At 50.2% G+C, this 21,243-nt stretch carries 19 protein-coding genes and 1 pseudogene; 1 reads left to right on the top strand and 19 read right to left on the bottom strand.

Annotated features, from left to right (window positions below; genetic code table 11):
- Positions 1-451 precede the first annotated feature (451 nt).
- Together cdaS and ACLIN2_RS14480 are read right to left on the bottom strand one after the other, a co-directional pair.
- Positions 452-1,063, bottom strand: coding sequence for a sporulation-specific diadenylate cyclase CdaS (gene cdaS / locus ACLIN2_RS14485; protein WP_400581906.1), 612 nt, complete (start codon positions 1,061-1,063; stop codon positions 452-454).
- A gap of 202 nt (positions 1,064-1,265) precedes the next feature.
- Positions 1,266-1,835 carry an SF0329 family protein gene (locus tag ACLIN2_RS14480; RefSeq protein ID WP_122961782.1) on the bottom strand — a complete coding sequence of 190 codons (570 nt, stop codon included), beginning with the start codon at positions 1,833-1,835 and terminating at the stop codon, positions 1,266-1,268.
- 682 nt (positions 1,836-2,517) lie between these two features.
- Between ACLIN2_RS14480 and ACLIN2_RS14475 the strand changes: the two are divergent.
- Positions 2,518-2,775, top strand: a pseudogene (locus ACLIN2_RS14475) (transposase); the annotation flags it as partial.
- A 146-nt stretch (positions 2,776-2,921) separates the two neighbouring features.
- On the opposite strand, the gene ltrA reads toward ACLIN2_RS14475, so the two are convergent.
- The 17 genes from ltrA to ACLIN2_RS14390 all read right to left on the bottom strand — a co-directional run bounded on the left by ltrA (position 2,922) and on the right by ACLIN2_RS14390 (position 21,240).
- Entirely contained in the window at positions 2,922-4,220 is a 1,299-nt protein-coding gene (ltrA, locus tag ACLIN2_RS14470; protein WP_411501843.1) for a group II intron reverse transcriptase/maturase, read from the bottom strand.
- A gap of 639 nt (positions 4,221-4,859) precedes the next feature.
- The gene (locus ACLIN2_RS14465; RefSeq protein ID WP_411504545.1) at positions 4,860-6,578 is read right to left on the bottom strand and encodes a methyl-accepting chemotaxis protein; all 1,719 of its coding nucleotides are present in this window, start codon (positions 6,576-6,578) and stop codon (positions 4,860-4,862) included.
- A 97-nt stretch (positions 6,579-6,675) separates the two neighbouring features.
- Entirely contained in the window at positions 6,676-7,314 is a 639-nt protein-coding gene (gene deoC, locus ACLIN2_RS14460) for a deoxyribose-phosphate aldolase (RefSeq protein ID WP_400581907.1), read from the bottom strand.
- A 13-nt stretch (positions 7,315-7,327) separates the two neighbouring features.
- Positions 7,328-8,332, bottom strand: coding sequence for a substrate-binding domain-containing protein (locus ACLIN2_RS14455; RefSeq protein WP_400581908.1), 1,005 nt, complete (start codon positions 8,330-8,332; stop codon positions 7,328-7,330).
- Positions 8,333-8,382: 50 nt separating this feature from the next.
- On the bottom strand, positions 8,383-9,372 hold the full coding sequence (locus ACLIN2_RS14450) for an ABC transporter permease (RefSeq protein WP_400581909.1): 990 nt from the start codon (positions 9,370-9,372) through the stop codon (positions 8,383-8,385).
- Positions 9,360-10,862, bottom strand: a complete 1,503-nt coding sequence (locus tag ACLIN2_RS14445; RefSeq protein ID WP_411504385.1) for a sugar ABC transporter ATP-binding protein — start codon at positions 10,860-10,862, stop codon at positions 9,360-9,362. Before ACLIN2_RS14445 ends, ACLIN2_RS14450 begins: the two co-directional genes overlap by 13 nt.
- Positions 10,859-12,406 (bottom strand): FGGY-family carbohydrate kinase, encoded by a 1,548-nt coding sequence (locus ACLIN2_RS14440; RefSeq protein WP_411504384.1) that lies wholly within the window; start codon positions 12,404-12,406, stop codon positions 10,859-10,861. The genes ACLIN2_RS14445 and ACLIN2_RS14440 overlap by 4 nt, the downstream gene beginning before the upstream one ends.
- Positions 12,407-12,422: 16 nt before the next feature.
- The gene (locus ACLIN2_RS14435; RefSeq protein ID WP_411504383.1) at positions 12,423-13,460 is read right to left on the bottom strand and encodes a galactitol-1-phosphate 5-dehydrogenase; all 1,038 of its coding nucleotides are present in this window, start codon (positions 13,458-13,460) and stop codon (positions 12,423-12,425) included.
- Entirely contained in the window at positions 13,457-14,428 is a 972-nt protein-coding gene (locus tag ACLIN2_RS14430; protein ID WP_411504382.1) for a sugar-binding transcriptional regulator, read from the bottom strand. The genes ACLIN2_RS14435 and ACLIN2_RS14430 overlap by 4 nt, the downstream gene beginning before the upstream one ends.
- A gap of 266 nt (positions 14,429-14,694) precedes the next feature.
- Positions 14,695-15,351: a hypothetical protein gene (locus ACLIN2_RS14425; protein WP_411504381.1), complete on the bottom strand. Its 657-nt coding sequence runs from the start codon at positions 15,349-15,351 to the stop codon at positions 14,695-14,697.
- Positions 15,352-15,528: 177 nt separating this feature from the next.
- The gene (locus tag ACLIN2_RS14420; protein ID WP_400581917.1) at positions 15,529-15,687 is read right to left on the bottom strand and encodes a hypothetical protein; all 159 of its coding nucleotides are present in this window, start codon (positions 15,685-15,687) and stop codon (positions 15,529-15,531) included.
- Positions 15,688-16,190: 503 nt separating this feature from the next.
- Positions 16,191-16,958, bottom strand: a complete 768-nt coding sequence (locus tag ACLIN2_RS14415) for a LamB/YcsF family protein (protein WP_092270257.1) — start codon at positions 16,956-16,958, stop codon at positions 16,191-16,193.
- Between the two features lie 3 nt (positions 16,959-16,961).
- The gene (locus ACLIN2_RS14410) at positions 16,962-17,969 is read right to left on the bottom strand and encodes a biotin-dependent carboxyltransferase family protein (protein ID WP_411504380.1); all 1,008 of its coding nucleotides are present in this window, start codon (positions 17,967-17,969) and stop codon (positions 16,962-16,964) included.
- Entirely contained in the window at positions 17,966-18,676 is a 711-nt protein-coding gene (gene pxpB / locus ACLIN2_RS14405; protein ID WP_411504544.1) for a 5-oxoprolinase subunit PxpB, read from the bottom strand. Before pxpB ends, ACLIN2_RS14410 begins: the two co-directional genes overlap by 4 nt.
- Positions 18,677-18,761: 85 nt before the next feature.
- Positions 18,762-19,409 (bottom strand): pyroglutamyl-peptidase I, encoded by a 648-nt coding sequence (gene pcp, locus ACLIN2_RS14400; protein ID WP_411504379.1) that lies wholly within the window; start codon positions 19,407-19,409, stop codon positions 18,762-18,764.
- A gap of 28 nt (positions 19,410-19,437) precedes the next feature.
- Entirely contained in the window at positions 19,438-20,202 is a 765-nt protein-coding gene (locus tag ACLIN2_RS14395) for an IclR family transcriptional regulator (RefSeq protein WP_092270269.1), read from the bottom strand.
- A gap of 84 nt (positions 20,203-20,286) precedes the next feature.
- A complete protein-coding gene (locus ACLIN2_RS14390; protein ID WP_092270272.1) occupies positions 20,287-21,240 on the bottom strand; it encodes a DUF979 domain-containing protein in 954 nt (317 codons plus the stop codon).
- Between the last annotated feature and the right edge of the window lie 3 nt (positions 21,241-21,243).

The raw sequence follows: 21,243 nt of genomic DNA, 5'->3' as shown, positions 1-21,243 counted from the left end.
GCAGCTAGTCCAATTCTCCCTAGCTTTTTCCGTTTTTCTATACCATCAGATCTACCTGCGAATAGTTCTTCCTAATCATTTATCAATCACAGGCCTAATTTACGAAAATTCCTCTTGCTCCGCTGTAAAAATTTTCATCTCCCTTACCGATATACCAATTAACCATACCTGAAATGAGTGGTTGATTTGGCCTATATCCTAGCTACTTCTATATGGATTCTCTCCTTGGCATCACTGGAATTTATTTCCTATTTCTATCAAAGCGACCTTCTTGGAGTCGGTCCCCGCTTTGCCAATATGGCGTTGGCTGCTGTTTTTACCAGCGTGTATCTTTTTTTCATTTTTCTCGTTTGGCTGTTCCAGAGAAGGCTCAACTCCGCGGGATCTTGAATACGAAAAAGGCGTCGTCGTAGGTTCCCCCTTAGACGGCGCCTTTTTCTATTTCTTTGGATTAATGCGTGATAATCGGATACATGTGACCCTGCATGGCAAAGGATGCTTTTCCCGTTTCTTCGGAGACGACGATGATCAAGGCATCGCATTGTTCGCTGAGTCCCAATGCCGCCCGATGTCTTGTTCCCAGTTTTTGTTCTCCAACGGACACATGCGATAAGGGCAAGACATTTGCCGCTGAGAGGATGTGATTTTCCCGGATAACAACTGCCCCGTCATGCAAGGGACTGCCCGGAAAAAAGATCGATTCCAGCAGGGAATGGGTCATCCAGGCTCCAATCGGAATTCCGGCTTGCAGGTACGATTGGAGTGAATCTTCTCGCTCGACGACAATCAATGCCCCTTGTTTGCGCGAGGATAAATTTTGCACAGCCAAGGAAAGATCGGTGTATTTGTCTGTATACGGACCCAGATAGCATTGCAAGTAAAAGGAAGCCGCCGTGGTCTCCAGCTGGCTAAACCGGCTGCGAATCTGATCGAAAGTTCCGAGCAGACATCCATTTTCATTCTCGAGTGCAAGAATGCTTTGTTCGATTGCACCGGCAATTGCCGTCAGTTGCTCTTTCATCTCTCCCTTTAGCGGAGATACGTCGCAGTTCACTCGTTCCATGAAAACCCCTCAGTTTCAATTTATCCCTTGTATGGATGATTGTTCCCCTCCCCGCGTAGAAACATTCTATTTCTAGAATGGGAACCCATTTTCTAACAAACCCTAGAAGCAATATCGATCGAAAGGCTGATGCGGCGAAGAGGATTCAAGGAATACTGGACGGATTTTCTCGGCTGGATGTGAATCCGTTATTTGTTTATTTTCATAAAGTACGAAGACGTAATTCATAAAAATACTGAACAATCGGATGCTTTCCCTTCATTTTCTCGGCCATGTTTAAAATTCGCTTTTTCCCTACTCGTCTGTCCACCAAAGCTAGGATATTCAATAAGATATCATTGCTCTCCATGCTTTCCTCGATAGAAATGGATAAAAATTTAGTAGCTACACCGCTGAAATTTGATTTACTTAATGCTGCTTGGGCTAACAAAAGCTCCTTTGCATATTCTGAAATTTTTCTATTTCTTGCAATTACTCTTAGACGATCTTCCGGAACTATTCCCTTGGTTTCTTTTCTGACAGCTTCGATTTCTTCATCGCTGATAGGAATTCGGATATCCGGATCACTCTTAATTTCCTGCTCCGTCTGATACCATTTGATTGAGGTCGTTTTATCACTCATATGGAGTACATTCTTTTTATCTACTGCAATATAGCACAATCCTGCTTTGTCTGGTAAATAACGATAGCCGGTCGCACGGTATTCAACTTTTCCTTGTAAGGCAGGACAGAGAAAACTCTCCAGCTGTTGTTTCAATTTGCTCCAGGACATTCCATCCTCCTATGTTGTATTTCATCATTAGCTAATGCGGCAGTCATTCTAGTACCCATACTACAATAACTAATACATAGATCATACTCAATATAAGTAACATAGCGCTTCTCAAATTTCTCCGAATAGGCCAATATCGGAATATCATTAAATCCCATAAGACCTGTCTTGCGATAATAATTCAACTTAAACAAAATGCCTTTCACGGATTTATTTAAGTCTTCCTTCATCATACATCGGTTTTGACACGCTTTGGCAAGCTTAAGGAGGGCGCGGGGACTGTCCATTTTTAGCATATAGAACAAATACTTGAACTGGTAAAAAAAGCCGTTGGCGATTAAGATTATTGAGTCCAATTAGTGTGCTTGCCGAAAATGCAGCGACGGGGATTATTATAAAGTTCCTCCAAAGTCCCGTTAAGGTAGAGGCTAAAGGCTCAAGATATGGATTCGAGAGGTAGCAATAAATCATGGAGAAATGCAGTAAATGAAGCGGTGAAGAAAACAGGTATAGATAAAAATCGGAGGTGTACTGGCGGAATAATATATATAATTCGAAAGGAGTCTGTAAAATATTTTGTGTAAACTCTCAACCTCTAAACTACAATTAGGAGTAGAAAGATTGGAAGATTTTTATGATGTCAAAAGAGCAGATCAATCAGTGGATCAAAGAGAAAAACACTCAAATTCTCGCCCTCTATGCCAAAGGCGTATCCACACGCGATATCCAAGACCATCTGCAACTGCTCTATGGCATCAAAGTCTCACCAACGCTCATATCCAATGTAACGAATAAGATTGTACCGATGATCAAAGAGTGGCAAAATCGCCCCTTGCAAGCGGTTTATGCTGTTGTTTTCCTTGACGCTATTCACTTTAAGGTAAAACAGGACGGAGCTATCGTCAATAAAGCCGCCTATATGGTAATTGGTATTGACCTTGACCGGCATTGTAGAGTAGAAAACTGAAACTTTCGGGCGACCTTGAGGTCGCCTTACTTGTTTCAGCTCCCCCTCATCAAACCGTACGTGAGGTTTTCCCTCATACGGCTTTCCGATGTTCTTCTTTCTTTGGCATTCGGCACTGCTTATCCGGCAAGTTTCACAAGTATTCCTTGAGTATCTTTAATGACTTTTCCTTCCCACGAGTGTTTCTTTCGCACATTCCTTTTCTTGTTAACGAAAAGGGTAAGCCTTTCAATAACATACCAGTCAATCCGATTTAACCATCTTGCAGCTATTGGCGATAGCGAGTAGTAGTTCTTGAAGCCTTGAAGTTTTCGATTTAGCCCCTGTACTAACTCCGTTAACGACCAATACAACTTGCTGCGAGGTTCGGTATACACTTTTATTTTCCGGCGCATTTCCTTCATAGCTTTCTTACTCGGAATATGGGACATGACAAACACCTTCGATCCGCCCTTGTTAAGGACCGGAAATTTCCGGTGATGTAGACCAAGGAAATCAAAGCCCGAAGTATTATCCCAGATGTTGACCAGTCGAGACTTGTCCTTACTAAGTGCAAGATCCAATTTGTCCATAATAGCTTTAATGACCTGAATACTTTCCATGGCATCCTTTTTCGTTTTGCACATGATGACGAAGTCATCGGCATATCGAATCAGTTTTCCCAAATGGGCAAATTGCTTTCCCCATACCGTATCCATGTAGTTGAGATAGATGTTGGCTAACAGTGGGGAAATGACTCCTCCTTGCGGAGTACCCAATTCGGTGTCATGAAACTGTACATCTTCCATCACGCCTGCTTGTAGCCAGTTCCGAATCAGCTTTAGTACCCTACGGTCAGAAATCCTCTGCTCAACTAACTTCATCAGCTTCTCCTGATTGATGTTGTCAAAGTACCCTTTGATGTCTGCATCAACCACCCAGTAAGCATTTTTACTTGCTTTCCTGATTTGTGCAATCGCTTGATGAGCGTTACGTTTTGGGCGAAATCCGTATGAGCAATCTTTAAAGTCCGCTTCAAAGACTGGCTCAATGACCATCTTTGTCGCCATCTGAACAACCCTGTCTCGAATAGTTGGGATTCCGAGTGGTCTTTGTTTCCCATCCGCTTTCGGAATGTAAGTACGCCGTACCGGTGCTGGATGATACTGATTTCTCTTTAGGTCGAGATAAATTTCATTAAGGAATTTACTCTCTCCATACTCATGCACAATCTTATCTATCGTTTGACCATCCACTCCGCCACTTCCTTTATTGGCTCGTACTCTACGCCAAGCTTCTGCAAGAATGTCTGGTCTGTATACTTTGTCGTACAGAGCATGAAACCGCCGTTTTGGCTTTTCCTTGGCACAAAGATATAGAGTTGTCCAAAGTTGTCGAGCTTTTGCATCGGTGTAGTTAGCAAGTTTACTTGCATTCACTCACTCTTACCTCCTTTCAACTCTTGAACAAAGCAGGGCTCCTTCTCTCCATAGAGTTTTGTTGTCTCTACTTCATCGGTACTATGAACCCCTCCGACTCCCTTCCTGCCGTCCTCCATTTCCCTTTCGGTTATAGGATTCCGCTTTACGCTCCAACGGAGCGTGCAGGGGAGGGTCTCCCCAGTTCCGTTAGCTACTTTCTCAACATACCGCTCCCCATACTCCGGGAGGTTCCTGGGTGCTGCATTCCAAGTGCTACACACCTTCCATGGACTTCGCCCAATATCCCAAGGCTCGTCTCCCCCTTGTCCATCTTCCGATGGTCTCTTTTAACGAAGCGGCAGGATTCACTTTATGTTACGGTCTGCTGATTTGCTCGCACTCCTGTCGGAGTTACTTTGTCACAGGGCTTCAACCTTAGGATCTCTCCACCAGTTGCCTGTCAGCTACGAGGCGACTTGGCTCTTACCTCGGTCGGACTTTCACCGACTAGCAATTAACGGCTTGCTGGGCGCGCGAATACAAACAAACCGACCGATTCATGCTTCAATCGTCGGTTTATTTGTTCGTGCGGCCAGCCTTCCATTCTGAAGGTTGCCCTATCTCTGCTAGATAAATTTTCTGGCACTTTTCAGCAAACTACGTATGAAATCCAGCCACAATCGATTTCATACGCTCTGCTCTCATTCCAATGAGTTCTGCCATCTGACTGACCTTTTCGGAGCTAGCGAGCTGCTCCTCCGTATGGACCACGACCTCTTTGCTGTGGATCGATACCGTCTGCGCAGACGAAGTCAACTGCTGCATGGAAGCCGACGTCTCCTGGGCGCCGGCGCTGACCTGCAAGGAGGCAGCCGATATTTCCTGCAGCTGAGCTGTGACCTCTTCCACCAAGCCCATGATTCGTTCAAAAGCGTTTCCGGTTTCATGAGCCGACCCAAGGCCCGACTCGACCTCCAGAACCATGTCTTCCATAGCCGTCACGGCATGCTGCGAACCGCTCCTGATTTCTGAGATCAATCGTTCAATCAGCGTAGCGGACTGCTGCGATTGTTCGGCGAGCTTGCGAACTTCGTCAGCGACCACGGCAAATCCCCTCCCATGTTCACTCGCACGCGCCGCCTCGATCGCTGCATTGAGCGCAAGCAGCGAGGTCTGCTTGGAAATATCTGAAATGACGCCCAAGGCCAGGACGATTTCTTGCGATTTCTCTCCCAGGTTGCGGATCGTCGTTGCTGTCTCTTTTACCCTGTCATCCATCAGCTCAATTTGCTCCACGACTGCCCGCAGCAAGCTGTTTCCCTGCTGCGCTCCTCCAGTCATCACCGCTGATGCTTCCGCGATGGCAGACGTCCTGTCCGCAATCTCCTGCAAACCCGTACTCACCTGCACGACAACAGCCCCCACCTCTTCGGTGCTGCACAGCTGCTCTTCTGTCAGGGCAGAGACTTCCTTCATCGAAGCTCGCACGCCTGTCGAAGCAGCGTACGATTGCGTCGCGCTTTGTTGCAAGCCTTCCGCAGAGAGGAGCAGTTCGTCGACGCTCTCCTTAGTGGTATGGACGATTTCCTGTACTTTTTCGATAAACACATTGAACGAAGAAATGAGTGTGCCGATTTCACCCGATGCCTGGATCCACACCCGCTGAGTCAAGTCTGATTCGCCTCTGGCTGTTTTCTCAGCAAATGCGGTAATCCACTCCGTCACTTGCTGCACGGGCAGCGACACCGAGCGGGCAATCCCAATGCCAAACAGTGCGGACACCACCCCTGCTCCCGCGAGGATCACGATCATGATCCGGTTGGCATTGGCTCCATCCGCTGTGGTCCTTTGATAGTTTGCGACTGCTTCGCTTTCCTTGGCTGCCATCAGCTCCTGGAAACCATTGTTTATCTCCTGTAGCAAGGGGGAAAGCGTCTGATACTGGCTTGCGGCAGCCCCGCCCTCCTGATGCAGCACCAGCTGGATCAGCTCAGAGCGCTTTTCCTGGTATTGCTTCAGCATTCCCATCAGTTCCTCCAGCCGTTTCCTTTGTTCCGGCTCCTGCACGGAATCGGAAAAGGAAGAGAGCAATTGGTTGTTTTCGCTGATCAGCGCCATCATTTGTCCAATCAGGGTATTGTGCTTGGTTGTGTCCACCTCCAATGTCATCTGATAAAAAAGGGTCTCCATCGTACGCAAATTCGTTCGAACTTTACCGACTTCCAAAATCGGCACCAGATTGTTCTGGTGAACCACTTGCATGTTTTTGCCGGTTTCCTTCAAGTAGTAAAAGCCCGAGAACCATATCCCGGTCATGGTGACCAGCATCAGGACCAGCAACAGCATGATTCGCGGAAAAATCCGCAGGCGATTCATCCTCTTCACAAGTTATCCTCCTGAGCTTTCTCTGTAAAAAGCGCGCGAAAGCAACGGATGAGAAGCTCTCTCTCATCCGTTGCAGCATGTGAAGCCATTAACTGTTCACGATGGCGACGCTGTTGCTCGAACCAATGCGCGTGGCTCCGGCCTCGATCATGCGTTTGGCGGCAGCCAGGTCCCGTATTCCTCCTGATGCTTTTACACCCAAGCGCTCTCCCACTACTACCTTCATCAAGGCTACGTCCTCTACCGTCGCTCCTCCTGTTGAAAAGCCTGTCGAGGTTTTGACAAAGTGGGCACCCGCTTTCTCCGACAATTGGCAGGCCAAAATCTTTTCTTCTCGGTTCAACAGGCATGCTTCGATAATCACTTTGACTAGCTTGCCCTCCGCCGCTTCCACGACCGCACGGATGTCATCCTCCACTCGTTTGGAATTGCCTGATTTTAATGCACCGATATTGATGACCATATCGATCTCCTCGGCGCCGTTACGGATGGCCTCTCTCGTTTCCTCTGACTTGATTGCCGTTGTATTGGCTCCAAGCGGAAAGCCGACGACCGTGCAGACCTTCGCCTTCGAGGTCTGGAGCATGGAGGCTGCCAGCTCAACAAAGGAAGGATTGATGCAGACGGAGGCAAAGCCATACTCGCGAGCTTCCACACATAATTTCATCACCTGTTCTTCTGTGGCCTCCGGTTTCAGAAGAGTGTGATCGATGTAAGATGCAATCATCCTGGACGCCTCCTTATTTCATTTGGGCAAACACGTCTTTTTCGTTGTAGACATCTTTCGCGTTGGAAGCATCTATCAGGCCCGTGCCACCATCCACGTATTCCGGAACTTGCTCTCCTTTTGCTACTTTCAGCGCCGTATCGACCACGATGGAGCCGAGCTTGATCGGATCGTTGAAGACCGTTGCGCTGTATTTTCCATCGATGATCGCTTTCACCGCTTCAGACAGGCCGTCGATGCCCACGATTTTCACCTTGTCTAGCATGTTGGCCTGCTCCAGCACCTGCAGCGCTCCAAGAGCCATGTCATCGTTGTGCGCGTATACCAGATTCACATCCGGATTCGCCTGCAGCAGGTCTTGGAATGCTTTGACCGCTTTGGAACGAATGTAGTCCGAATACGGCCCTTCCACGATTTTGACTCCTGGCTCCTTGCCTACGATCTCGTGAAAGCCATCGTGGCGATCCATCATCACCTTGCCGCCGGCGTCGCCTTGCAGCTCGATTACTTTACCGGATGCCTTTCCTTCACCGCCCAGAAGCGCAACCGCTTGTTTTCCGGCGATCCGGCCCATTTCCTTGTTATCGCGTCCGACAAAAGCCGCTACTTTTTCCTCGGTCGGGCGGTCGACGGTCACGACCTGAATGTTGGCTTGCTTCGCTGCTGTCAGGGCAGGCACTACCGCCGTCGGATTCGTCGGATTCAAGATCAGCACGTTGATTCCTTTGGTGATGAGATCCTGTACGTCAGCGTTTTGCTTCTCGATGTCGTTCTGCGCATCCATTACAACCAGTTCTGCGCCTTGTTTCGCTGCTTCTGCCTTCGCTCCGTCGACCAGCGCCGTGTAAAAGGGCGACTCGGAAGTCACTTGCGAGAAGCCGATGACGATTTTTTTTTCGCCGCCAGCAGCTGTGCTCCCGCCGCTGCCCTCGGAAGCAGATGGCTGCGACGAGCAGCCAGCAAAGACCAGGCTGGTGAAAAGCGCGGAAACCATAAGCCATTTGTTTGTTTTCTTCATGTGAAATCCCCCTTATCCTTCTTGTGGAGAATGTGAAACCCAATCATGCATTATAAGTCTTTGGTTTGCTTAGAGATCACAAACCGATTCAGCACCAGTGCCAGGACGATGATGGCGCCCATGAAAATGGATTGGAAGTACGAGGACAGTCCCAGCAGGTTAAAAATGTTGGTAATCATGCTCATCAGCAAAACTCCGACGAATGTACCGCCGACGCCGCCAATTCCGCCAAACAGACTCGTTCCTCCGAGTACCACAGCGGCAATGGCATCCAGCTCGATGCTTTTTCCGGCGGTAGGCTGCCCTACGGTAAGCCAGGAGGCGAGAACGATCCCCGCCAAGGCGGAAAGCACGCCGCTGATGATGTACGTGTAGGTGATATACCGATTCACCTGTATGCCGGACAAATGCGCTGATTGCGAATTGCCGCCAATGGCGTAGAGCTTGCGCCCAAACGTGGTATAGCGCAGGACGAGCACAGCCAAGATCGTGAGGACAATCCAGATGATTCCGGAGACCGGGATGCGGTCAAAGAGATTTTTGCCGAAAAAGCGAAAGGACTCAGGCAGGTTGTACACAGGCTTTCCATCCGTGAACAGCAGCGCCAGACCGCGGGCAGCCACCATCATAGCCATCGTGGCGATAAAGGCGGGCACTTTGAGCTTCGTTGTCACCAAACCGTTGATATAGCCCATGACGGCACCGGCGATTAGCCCCAGTAAAATGGCGCCAAATACGCCCGTGTACGGAATCGCGAGCGCCGTAGCCATTCCCGCCAAGGCGATAACAGAGCCGACAGACAAGTCAATCCCGGCCACGATGATAACAAAGGTCATTCCGATGCTAATGATCCCGACTACAGCGGATTGCTGCAGAAGGTTCAGGAAGTTTTGGATGGTCAAGAATTTGGGTGACAGCGCAGAGCCGATCACGATAAAGACCGCCAGCAGAAAAAACAGATTGTATTTGCGCAACATTTTGCCAAGGTCGAACGAGGGCGCTGTTTTCTTCTCGCTGCTCACTTCCCTTACGTGTTCCATAACGTAGTCCCCCCTGTCACTGCGTAATTGAGTATTTCTTCCTTCTGTCTTCCAGGATCGCGGAATTCTCCGACGATGTTCCCTCGAAACATGACGAGGATTCGGTTGCAGATTTCCTGGAGCTCATTGATTTCCGACGAGGCGACGATGATGCTGGTTCCCTCTGCTACGAGCTTCTGAATGATCTTGTAGATTTCTTGCTTGGCGCCAATGTCTATGCCCTGCGTCGGTTCATCAAACAGAATGATTCGGGACTGGCCGATCAACCATTTGGAGATGATAACCTTTTGCTGATTTCCACCGCTCAGGTTGCCCATTAATGTCAGCACATCCGGCGTTTTCACATTCAGCTCGCGGATTTTTTCTTCGACCTGACTTCGAATGCGCCCAGGATGGATGACGCCGCCGCTCGCAAAGCGACCGTAGGCTGGCAGGATGGCATTTTCTTCGACGCTCAGTCCGAGAATCGCCCCTTCCGTCTTCCGGTTTTCCGGCACGAGTCCCATCCCTAAGTCAATCGCTTTGCTCGGACTATCGATGCTCACCGCTTTGCCTTCGAGATAGATGCTGCCGGAGAGAAGGGGATCGACTCCATACAAGGCTTTGAGCAGCTCTGTCCGGCCTGCCCCGACAAGTCCGTACAGACCGAGGACCTCTCCCTTTCCCAGTGAAAACGACACATTGGAAATATGGCGCGTCCGAAGTCCCTCCGCTCGGAGCAGCTCAGAAAAGTGCTGCTGCTCCGTATTCCACTCCTGCCGCTCCATCTTGTAGCCGATGATCAGCTCCGTCAGGCGGGCTTGATCCAGCTCGCTCAATTGCTGCGTGGCCACCCACTTGCCATCGCGCAGGACGGTTACGCGGTCACCGATGGCAAACAGCTCTTCCAATTTGTGCGAAATGTAAATGATCGTGATCTCTTGCTTAATCAGCTCTTCAATGATAGTGAAAAGCGTGCGAATTTCCTTCTCGGACAAAGTCGTGGACGGCTCATCCATGATGATGACTTTCGCATTTGCCTGCAAAGCTTTGGCCAATTCCACGATCTGCTTGTGACCCATGCTCAGCTCGGACACCGGGGTATCGACATCGATCGCAATCCCGAGACGATCGATCAGCTCCTGCGCCTGCTCCCGCAAGCGCTTCCATGAAACCATGCCAAATCGCGGATTGGCGTAGGAGCCCAGAAAGATGTTTTCCGCTACGCTCAAATGCTCCACAAGTGAAAGCTCCTGATGAATGGTGATGACGCCAAGACGTTTGCTGTCCGCAGGAGTGGAGATGTGCACCTTCTCCCCTTCCAGATAGATCTCGCCTTCATCCTTTGGATGGACGCCCGCCAAAATTTTCATCAAGGTGGATTTCCCGGCCCCATTGGCACCGATCAAGCAGTGAATTTCCCCTTTGTTCACGGAGAAGTCCACATTTTGCAGCGCTTTCACTCCCGGAAACGCCTTGGATATATTCTGCATCCTGAGGATCTCCGTCATCTCATCCCATCTCCTTTCTCAGGTGATGCCAACCCTTTCATGATCGGAATTAGTGCTGCATGCAAATCCAGATAGGCGGCAAAATACCGGACGTACTTCTCGTGGGCTTCTTTTTGCGGACTATAGACACGCCCTGATCGGACATTGGCCTTGGCTGCATCGGCCAGGCTCGGATATTTGCCCAGTCCGTAAGCCGCGACAATGGCCGCTCCCTTGCTTCCGGCCTCTGTCTCCTCCAAGGTCTCAATGACGAGCCCCGTCACATCGCTTAAAATCTGCATCCACAGTGCGTTTTTGGTACCGCCTCCGCAAGCGATGATCCGTTTGATCGGCACATGGGAGTCTTCAAACGCCGCGATAATATTGCGTGTTCCGTATGCTGTCGCTTCCAGAATGGCACGGAAGATGTGATAGCGTGTATGTGCCAGGGTCAACCCGACCATCGAGCCCGTCACGAGCGGATCGCGATAAGGCGTCCGATTTCCCTGCCAGCTGTCCATCATGACCAATCCGTCACTGCCCGGCGCAATCTTTCCGGCTTCCGCCACTACTTCCTCATACACTGATCCCATTTCTTCGGCAGACACATGAGGGTAAAACTGCTGCAAAAACCAGGTCGTCAAGGAACCGCAGGAAAGCTGTCCGCCTTCAATAAGCCATTGATCGGGCAGGATGGCATTTTCATAAGGACCCCACAGCCCTTCGTGAAAAATAGGCTTCTCGGTATGGACAAGATGGACAAAGCTCGTCCCCATGATCAAGCTCATGAGGCCCGGCTCCACAGCGCCTGCCCCCAACATGCCGATGTGCGCATCGATTCCGCCCTGAAAGACGGGAATGCCCGGAGCGATGCCCAGCTCTACAGCAGCCTGCTCTGTCACCTCGCCTACCCGACTTCCAACAGGGATGACTTCCTGCGGCCACAGCTTTTGATAGTCGGGGAGAACGATCGCTTCAAAAAAGGCGGGAGAAAAACCTTTGCCAACCTGGTAGTTCCATTTGCAGACGGCATTGCACTGAGAGGCAGACCACCTGCCTGTTAATTTGAAGTTGATCCAGTCCAGCTGCTCGACTACTTTTCTTCCCGTAGTCAAATAGCCATGCTCCTTGAGATATAGGACTTTGGCCACCATCCATTCTTCCGATACCTTTCCTCCTGAATACCGGAGAACTTCCTTCACAGCAGGGTCCGCCTTTTCATTGATGGCCTTTGCCTGGTCAACCGCCCGATTGTCCATCCACAGAAGCGCCGGTGTTTGCGGCACGCCCACTTCATCTACTACGAGGACCGTGGAAGACGTCGCGCAAACTCCAATCCCCTCGATCCGGGAAAGCAAAACGAAATTCGCCGCTTCCTTCAGCACCTCCACAAGCGCTTGCCACCAATGCTCCGGCTTTTGCTCCGCCCTGCCCGCCAGAGGGAAGAAGGTCGGATAGGAGCGCTCCCCTCTCCAGACGAGCTTGCCCTCCAGCGTAAACAAGCTGAACTTCAATGCCTGCGTGCCAAAGTCGATACCCGCTACCAAGCCTTTATGTGTTGTCATGTTATACCCCCCTTGCTTAGTTGGGCAGGAACATGATTTTATTGAAAATCAGCTCTCTATTCTTAATCTTCTGAAATACTTCCGGTGCCTGATCGAGCTGGTAGCGATGCGAAATCAACGGCTCAGCCTGCAGCTTGCCTTCCTCCATCAGTTCAGCGGTGAACGACCACTCGCGTCCAGGGAACGGATTGGAGAACGAGTTCCACGAACCGTACAGGGCAAGCTCGTAGCGCAGAAGGTTGTTGACCGCTTCTTTGCTCAAGGTCAGCTCGCTGTTGGAAATGCCCAGGAAGACGACACGTCCCTGCTTGGCTGCCGAGCAAACCGCCTGATTTTGCGCGATCGGCGACCCCGATGTATCGAGGATGAAGTCGGCACCGCCCGTTTTCTCGACAATTTCCCGAGCCGGATCCCCCTTCGTTGAATTGATCACGATGTCCGCTCCTAGTTTCTGAGCCAGCTCCAGCTTTTCCTCGTGAATATCGACGGCGATCACCTGCTTTGCCCCCAGCACCTTGGCAAACTGGACGGCAAACAACCCAATGGCCCCAAGGCCGAACACCGCCACGGTATCGCCTGCTTTACACTTCCCGCGCCACAATCCGTGAATTGCATTGGCCGCCGGATCGATCATCGCACCCGCTTCGTAGGAAACGGAGTCGCCGAGACGCACGAGATTGTCTGGGGTGACTTTTATATAATTCGCCATGGCGCCATCCGTACGAGAACCATAGTAATTGTAGTCCTCGCACAGCGAGTAATCGCCTTGCCGGCAGTATTGGCACTCATTGCACGGGATCAGGGGAGCAACCGAAACGCGATCGCCTGCCTGCCACCCCTCCACCTCCGGACCGCATTTGACGATCTGGCCGGAGAACTCATGCCCTAGCGTCAGCCCTTTGTAGTACGCCCCCTTATACAACGCTCGAGGAATGTCAGACCCGCATACACCGACGGCTTTTACCTCTACCAGCACTTCGCGTGCCCCAATCTCGGGAATGTCGATTTCTTCTATCTGCAGGTTGCCTGGTTCGTACAATTTAACCGCTTTCATTTATGCTGCACCTCCGCTGTTTGCACAAGATCATGCTGTTTGATCAATTCTCTTGCCGTATTTTCATCGGTAAACAGTGTATTGATGTATTTTCCACGAACGGCTCCAAGTACCGCCGGAACCTTATCTTCTCCGCACGCGATGGCAATCGTATGCTTCTTGCGGCGCAAATCGTCCAGTTGCAAGCCGATTGTCCGATCATTGAGCTGCTCGTCGCTGACCGATCCGTCGATGGAGTAAAACCGGGAGCAAATATCGCCGACCGCCCCTTTTTGCAACAGCTTGTCATACTCGTCCTGTTTAAAATATCCCGCCAGATTCAGAACCGATTGATAGGAAGTGCGCCCGATACCAAAAACGGCTATGTTTGCTTCCCTGCCCACTGCTATAATTTCGCGGATACTGGAATCGCTCAAAAGCGCTGCGACAATCTCGCTGGAATCCAAAATGGTCGGGACTGACAGGGCATGCGGCTGGGCTTCGAACGCTCTGGCAAACTGATCGAGGATGTTCATCGCGCCGGTGGAGAAAGCCGTCGTGCTCACACCGCCGTTGAGTTGCACCACGCGAACGTTCTTGCGCTTCACCGTCTTCAGCTGCTTAGCTGCATAGGTGAGGCTATTTCCCCAGGAGATGCCAATGGTATCTCCGTCGGATACCAGTTCGTTTAAATACTCGCCTAGCAGCTTGCCCACGTCCGTCAAGATAAAAGATGGCTCCGGAATAATGGCGGGCGCGACACAGACCTTCATGAGCTCCAATTTCTTTTTCAATTCTTCTTCCAGGTCATCTACTGACTCCAGCGGATACTGGATCGAGAACGTGACGATTCCTTCTTGAATGGCTGCGTCCAAAATCCGGCTGACAGTCGGGCGGGAGATATTTTCGAGGGCCGCAATTTCTTGCTGGGTCATCCCTTTTTCATAGTAAAGCTTGGCGACCCGAATCATTTCCCTTTGGGTGTACATCCTGTCCCTCCTCTCTGAAATTTTGTTCATTGCTTGCACCTAATTTCAAATCACACCTTGATTATAGACAGCGATACCCCAAAACGCTACAAAATATTAAGAATGATTTAAATATTGCACAAAATTTCAGTTTTGCCTTAAGGAAACTTCCGAAGAAATTCGGATTACACACGGCCTCACGCTACCCACACCACCTGCTCTAATAACAAAAAACAAAGGACTCTATAAGGAGCCCTTTGCCGCTTGTTCGATGTACGGTTTCGCCATTACACCAAGGACTTCATCGCTTCTTTGGCAGCTTGCACCCATTGTTTTGTATCGGCTACTTGTGCAGTGGAGTCCGATCCCGCAGGATCACTGACGGCGCTGGCTCGGCGTGGACTACACCAGGTAGCAGGAGCACGCCAATGAGTAGAAGACTTAGTGATTTTTGTTGCCATCTCTTGATTCGCATCGATTTTCCGTCTATGCCCAGCCGCGACGTTCAAATCTTGCGGTACATCGCGCACGATGGCTTCTGTATCTGTAAAGGCAATACCGAATGGACTGGAGACCACGTTAGAGATGGCCCCTACAACCTTACCCTTGGGAATGGTGACGGTAATTCCTTCGATACGATGCTTGCTCTCGTGCTCGACTGCTTTTCCTGTCAGTTGAAGGGTGAGCTGTGTGTTGCTATTGCGTGTAATGACCGGCTGCTGGCCAGCTGGGAGTGTTTGCACGGTAACGCTATTGGCGGACGATTCGTGCAGAAGAGAGGAAGCGACCGTTGCACTCGGATCCATTGACACCGTCAGCCGTGTATGCACACCTGCTTGTTCCGCGGAAGATACGTAGACGAAATAGGTTTGTCCTTGTGGCTTGCCCTTGGTCGATAAAGCTCGGCATGAGCTGCTTCCTGTAGGTGGAGCTTTGCTTCTCATAAGCGCTCTTCAGGCTTTTGATGTTGCAGAGTTGTCTCTTTATCTTTTGTTGATGGACTTTTCGATTTTTATCCTTCGGCGTTACATGCAGCTCTTTGTTCTTTTTGGCCAAAGACGCTGATTTCTTTGCCAATTTCTTGGCCAGCTTCTGATCTCCCTTTTTATTGGCTACCGCTTCTAAAAACTGCATGGTCTTTTGTAGATATTGAGTTGTCTGTCCATATCAAGAACTTCTTCTATGGACTCTTCTTCCGTTTTTGCTTGTGCCATTGGTACGCATACGAATGCGAATAACAGCGGCAGCAATAAAAAGAGGCTGACTGCTTTGGTTTTCATGTTCCCTTCCCCGCTTCTCTTATACAACCTTAGGTAATAAATGATAATAAGTTTCAGGAATTAACCGATTATGTACTCATCGCTACACCACAGATCTATCTAATTTGTATAATGAAGTATATCAACTTTCAAATATCCTTATTGGTAAACAACATGGGTGATTTGGTAAATTCTCTTCAAGTACTCATGATCTCACCTCCACTAAAAATCACATCAAGACAAACAAAAAAGCCGCCCGATTATCGGATGGCTTTCATGTTTGTCATGTGGCTGAGGATCACTCTGAGTAAAATGACGGAAGTGTATACTTGTGTAAACGATTGTACATCAAGATATCAAAGAAGCACTCAAGTTCTCTTCGGATCCACAGTATCAAAATCGAGTATATCCCCTGCATATTGGTTCTCTATCATCTATGGAGCAAAAAAGCAGAGCAGAAAACAAAAGAAGCCCGAGTGATGATCTGGGCGTCGGGCTTCTTCCTTCAGTATCGAACATAAAAATCAGCTCTTGGCTGCAAACGCACGCAGCTGGATTCCTGCTCGAGCAAACGCCTCATGAATATTTTGGGCAAATTCCAAGGCATGCGCCCCATCTCCATGGATACAAATGGTATCTGCCTGAATCGATACGTCGACCCCCTGTCGCGAAAGAACGCGCCCTTCTGTTACCATGCGCACCACCTGCTGCAGAGATTGTTCCTGGTCGGTGATCATGGCATCCAGCTGACTGCGCGGGGTGAGCGTTCCATCCTGCTGATAGGTTCTGTCTGCAAATACTTCGTTCGCTGTTCGCAAGCCGATGCGTTCTGCGGCCCGTGTCAATTCACTGCCTGCCAATCCAAATAAAAGGAGGGCCGGATTCACTTTGTAGACCGCTTCTGCAATCGCTTCGGCGAGCGGTGCTTTTGTCGCTGCCATATTGTAGAGCGCACCATGCGGCTTCACATGCTGCATCGTGCCTCCCTCTGCCTGAATGAACGCCTGCAGAGCCCCGACCTGATACACGACCATGTCGTACGCTTCTTGGGGTGAAATATCCATATTGCGTCGGCCAAAGCCGACGAGATCGGGTAGACCCGGATGAGCGCCAATCGCAACTGCTTTGTCCAAAGCCATGCGCACGGTTTTTCTCATCGTTGCCGGATCTCCTGCATGAAAGCCGCAGGCAATATTGGCAGAGCTGATGTAGTCTAAAATCTCTCTATCATTTCCCAAACGGTAGGCACCAAAGCTCTCGCCCATGTCGCAGTTGATATCAACGTATTTCATCTTTTACCTCCATCCAGCAGCGAGTTGCATCGCTACCCTCAGTTGTTTTAGCTCGAGCTCTCTTTCGTACAGCCATTTTTGTGCATCGCGAACAGAAACAGGCTGAAAACGAACGGTATCACCTGGTTTGAGCTGTGCAAAAACCGGTAAATCCACCGTAGCTACATATCCAATTTTCGGGTATCCGCCGATGGTTTGACGATCCGCCAACAAAATAATCGGTTGTCCGCTAGGGGGCACCTGGATCGTTCCTGCGGTTACGGCTTCAGAAGTCAGCTCCAGCGGGGAGGAAAGGGATAATATGGGTCCCGACAGCCGATAGCCCATGCGATCGGACTGTGGAGTCACTTGGAACGACTGCGCCCAAAAATCCTTCTGGCTTTGATCGGTAAAATCAGGGTACTGCTCTCCCTGCATAACCCGGATCACCGATTGTCCCATGTAGGCAAGCATGGTTTTCGGGACAAACCAGTCTGTTTGGATAAAGGGATTCGTGCCTGCCTGCTTGGCCAACTCGCTCGCGAGATATCGGCTGTAATCACCCGGAGCGCCTGATTTTACTACGTCTTTCCCCTGCAGCATTCTCCCTTCATAGCCGCCAAATCCTGCTCGGAAGTTGGTACTGCGACTTCTCATCACGACAGGAACATCCCATCCTCCCGCCACTGCCAAATAAGCTCGACAGCCTTGTCTGGCATGGGAAAACTGCAGGATACTTCCACGCCTCACCCAAACGGGGCGGTTAGCTGGCATCCGTCTCCCATCGATAGAAGGGACAAAATTCCCACCGCAAACCGCAATCAACAGATCCTCGTGAAAGAGCAGGCTCGGACCCTTTAAGGTCAGTTCGAGAACAGCGTCTGTTGGCTGGTTCCCTACGAGCATATTGGCTATTTGTGCGGCGAATGTATCCATCGCCCCTCCAACAATGACTCCATGCTGCTGATAGCCTATTCTCCCCAGGTCCTGCACCGTGGTCAAAACGCCTGGCTGAATCACCTCTACACTCATGGAGTCACCTCCTGCTGTTCCTGAAAGGCTTCCCAGGAAATGGGGCGAAAGCGCACCAAGTCACCTGCGCGAAGCAGACTCGGCTCCTGATCCTCCGGGCGAAACAAAGGGTGGGCCGTTCGACCGATAATATTCCATCCTCCTGGGCTCACGATTGGGTAGATCCCTGTCTGAGCGCCTCCAATCCCAACGCTTCCCCTCGGAATGGCCGTACGTGGAGTGGACCGGCGCGGAGTCGCAATCCGCTCATCCAGTCCACCCAAATAAGGAAACCCAGGCGCAAAGCCGATCATGTACACCAAGTATTGCTGCTCCGAATGAATGCGAATGACTTCTTCCGGAGCCAGTCCGCTGTGCTTTGCCACTTCTTCCAGATCGGGTCCGCATTCCCCTCCATAGCAAACAGGTATCTCCACGAGCCTCGGCTCTCTGGGAATCTCGCTTTCGGCATGCGTAATGATCTCGCGAAGGTACGCAGTGACTCTCTCATAAGGCGTTTGATCGCTTCTTGGATCATACAAAGCAACTGGATCGTAATACACAGTGACCGTCGTATACCCTGGAACGATTTCGACCATTCCCTTCGGCCGTTCGTCCTGCAAACGATCTGACAGCGTTTTTATTTTTTGATGTGTGCTCTGGTCAATGGTGTTTCCCAGCTTGACCACAACTCCTGAATCCCCTAAAGGGAAGAACTCGTGGCTAATCACCTTTCCGCCCCTTTCATTCCGATTATCGGGATTATCATTCCGAATTATGGATAAAGGAAAAGAGGAGATTCCCTCCTCTTGATTAACTAATTTGCCCACCCATCATCGTGATATCTGCTTCATGGGCCAGTGCCGCTTCCATAGCAATGCGCAGCCCTTTTACAATGGTTTCGACGGCCATGCTCGGTTGACCTGCCAGCCTCGCTGCCTGCTCTGGCAAATACGGAATGTGGATGAATCCTCCTCGAATGGAAGGATTCGTAGTGGCGATCCTATGCATCAATCCGTAGAACAGGTGATTGCATACAAAGGTGCCTGCCGTTTGGGAGATCGAGGCGGGAACCCCGTTTTCCCGCAGCCTCTTCACGATCGCTTTAATGGGGAGGCTCGACCAATACGCCACCGGCCCCCCCTCTACCACAGCTGTGTCAATCGGCTGATTGCCTTCATTGTCGGGGATGCGTGCATCATTGACATTGATTGCGACCCTCTCAACGGTGAGGTCTGTTCTTCCTCCAGCCTGCCCGATACAGAAAACGATATCGGGACGTGTTTCCTCGATTGCTGCATACAAATGCTCCAGCGATTTATCAAAAACAGTGGGAATTTGCCGTACTTCTACTTTGTAGTCCGAGGATTGATGCTCCGTTAGGCGCTTGACTGATTCCCAGGCGGGATTAATCGATTCGCCTCCAAACGGATCAAATCCGGTGACAAGTATTGTTTTCATGACTGGTCCCCTTCCCGGATGGTAGTCCTTATTTTGCGCCTCGCCATCCTAGTTCTCGTGAGATCTCTTCCGATGTTTTCAACAGATGCCCAATCAGGTCCGGAATCCGCTCCTTCTCAAACCTCACCTGTGGACCCGCAATGCTGATGCCAGCTACTAAACGGCCAGTATGATCAAAAATCGGAGCTGCAATCGATACCGTATCATTCTCAAGCTCCGAGTAACTGATGGTATATCCCTTTTCGCGAGCCTGCTCCAGCTCTTGCCGAAGCCGCTCTTTATCCGTAATGGTTCCATGGCCGAAGGGATTCAGCTCCGTTTCCTGCAAATACCGCTCACGTTCTTTCTCTTCTATATAAGAGAGGATAATTCTCGAGCATGCTCCTGCATACAAAGGAGATCTCCTGCCGATCTTGGTGTAGAGCCGAACAGGGTGATTCGTATCCAGCTTCTCGATGTAGATGGCTTCCTTCCCGTCTCGGATAATCAGATTCACAGCCTCTTCTACTTGATCTCGCAGCTTCGTCATGGCTGGCAAGGCGATTTGACGAATATCCAACCGTTCTGCGACAAGCTGACCAAACTGCAGGAACAACAGTCCGAGCGAGTATTTGCCGTCCTCACCCTTTTGCAGGAAATCCATCCCCTCCAAGGAGCCTACCATCCGATGAATGGACGTTTTCGGAATCCCTGACAGCTCTACCATTTCGTTGAGGCTCAATCGGGAGTGCTCAATGAACAGATTGAGCAGCTCCATCGATTTGACGACCGTCTTGTTTTTGTTCTGAATCATGGACTCTTCTTATCCCCCGTGTTCAGGTACTGTTTGTCCATATTTTATCATTTGTTTGAAGTTTAGAGAACGTAACTTTGACTGTTACAGCGAAATGAAATACAACAGCGCGATGTTAAAGCATAAGAGAATCAAGGCAGTAGGCACTTGTACACGAATGACATGGTTTTTGTCTTTTAAGTCAAGTAGAGCTGCTGGCACGATATTGAAATTCGCTGCCATCGGCGTCATCAGAGTCCCGCAATATCCCGCAAACATCCCAATCGCCGCCAAATGGTTGGCATCCACACCGAATTGACCGATCAAGAGCGGGACAGCGATCCCTGCGGTCATCACCGGAAAGGCTGCAAACGCGTTGCCCATAATCATCGTAAACAAAGCCATCCCTACACAATAAGCGAAAACGACCCAGAACAAGGAATGTGTCGGAATAATGGTGCTGACCAAATCCGAGACGACCTTCCCCACACCAGCGCTGGTGAAGATGGTTCCCAGTGTTGCCAGCATCTGTGGGAGTACTGCTGCCCAACCGATGGCTTCCAGCAAACGACGGGATTCTTTAATCGGAGTCATCGGACGGCTTTTCGTCATCACCACTCCGACAATCAAGGAGATCAACGTAGCCAGTGCCAGTGACACCAACGTAATGTTCTTTTGATCCAGAATGAACAGCTCACCGATTTTCACATCTTTCATACCAGTGGTACCGAGAATCGTAATAACCGGAATCAGCAGGGCAGGCAGGAACAGCCAGTTGCCCAATCGCTTGCGGTTCTGCTGACGCTCTTCCCCACTCGCTTCGCCATAGCTCCCTACTTTCAAGCCTCCGGCGCCCACGATAATGACCATGACAATCACGAGAAGTCCCATGACAAACGGGGGAATGACGCTGCCAAGCAGCAAGCTGATCCCATATAGAAAATAGAAGAGTCCTGACGTCACGCGTCTCGGATTTTTCTGATCGCGGAAGGTATACAAGCTTCCGAGCAATGTGATGATACCTAGAAAAATGTAAACAGCTTCAATCGAAAGAAACAAAGC

Source organism: Brevibacillus centrosporus, assembly GCF_046622605.1.
GTDB classification, from domain to species: Bacteria; Bacillota; Bacilli; order Brevibacillales; family Brevibacillaceae; genus Brevibacillus; species Brevibacillus centrosporus.
The sequence above is the reverse complement of the archived record's forward strand: the minus strand, read 5'-3'. Positions and strand labels throughout refer to the sequence as shown.

Excerpts from the sequence above, each read along its gene's own strand:
- pcp (WP_411504379.1), bottom strand. The coding sequence starts at position 19,409 with ATGAAAACAATACTTGTCACCGGATTTGATCCGTTTGGAGGCGAATCG.
- ACLIN2_RS14445 (WP_411504385.1), bottom strand. The coding sequence starts at position 10,862 with ATGACGGAGATCCTCAGGATGCAGAATATATCCAAGGCGTTTCCGGGA.
- cdaS (WP_400581906.1), bottom strand. The coding sequence starts at position 1,063 with ATGGAACGAGTGAACTGCGACGTATCTCCGCTAAAGGGAGAGATGAAA.
- ACLIN2_RS14450 (WP_400581909.1), bottom strand. The coding sequence starts at position 9,372 with ATGGAACACGTAAGGGAAGTGAGCAGCGAGAAGAAAACAGCGCCCTCG.
- ACLIN2_RS14440 (WP_411504384.1), bottom strand. The coding sequence starts at position 12,406 with ATGACAACACATAAAGGCTTGGTAGCGGGTATCGACTTTGGCACGCAG.
- ACLIN2_RS14425 (WP_411504381.1), bottom strand. The coding sequence starts at position 15,351 with ATGAGAAGCAAAGCTCCACCTACAGGAAGCAGCTCATGCCGAGCTTTA.
- ACLIN2_RS14465 (WP_411504545.1), bottom strand. The coding sequence starts at position 6,578 with ATGAATCGCCTGCGGATTTTTCCGCGAATCATGCTGTTGCTGGTCCTG.
- ACLIN2_RS14480 (WP_122961782.1), bottom strand. The coding sequence starts at position 1,835 with ATGTCCTGGAGCAAATTGAAACAACAGCTGGAGAGTTTTCTCTGTCCT.
- ACLIN2_RS14410 (WP_411504380.1), bottom strand. The coding sequence starts at position 17,969 with ATGAGTGTAGAGGTGATTCAGCCAGGCGTTTTGACCACGGTGCAGGAC.
- ACLIN2_RS14435 (WP_411504383.1), bottom strand. The coding sequence starts at position 13,460 with ATGAAAGCGGTTAAATTGTACGAACCAGGCAACCTGCAGATAGAAGAA.
- deoC (WP_400581907.1), bottom strand. The coding sequence starts at position 7,314 with ATGATTGCATCTTACATCGATCACACTCTTCTGAAACCGGAGGCCACA.
- ACLIN2_RS14430 (WP_411504382.1), bottom strand. The coding sequence starts at position 14,428 with ATGTACACCCAAAGGGAAATGATTCGGGTCGCCAAGCTTTACTATGAA.
- ACLIN2_RS14395 (WP_092270269.1), bottom strand. The coding sequence starts at position 20,202 with ATGATTCAGAACAAAAACAAGACGGTCGTCAAATCGATGGAGCTGCTC.
- ACLIN2_RS14415 (WP_092270257.1), bottom strand. The coding sequence starts at position 16,958 with ATGAAATACGTTGATATCAACTGCGACATGGGCGAGAGCTTTGGTGCC.
- ACLIN2_RS14420 (WP_400581917.1), bottom strand. The coding sequence starts at position 15,687 with ATGAAAACCAAAGCAGTCAGCCTCTTTTTATTGCTGCCGCTGTTATTC.
- ACLIN2_RS14455 (WP_400581908.1), bottom strand. The coding sequence starts at position 8,332 with ATGAAGAAAACAAACAAATGGCTTATGGTTTCCGCGCTTTTCACCAGC.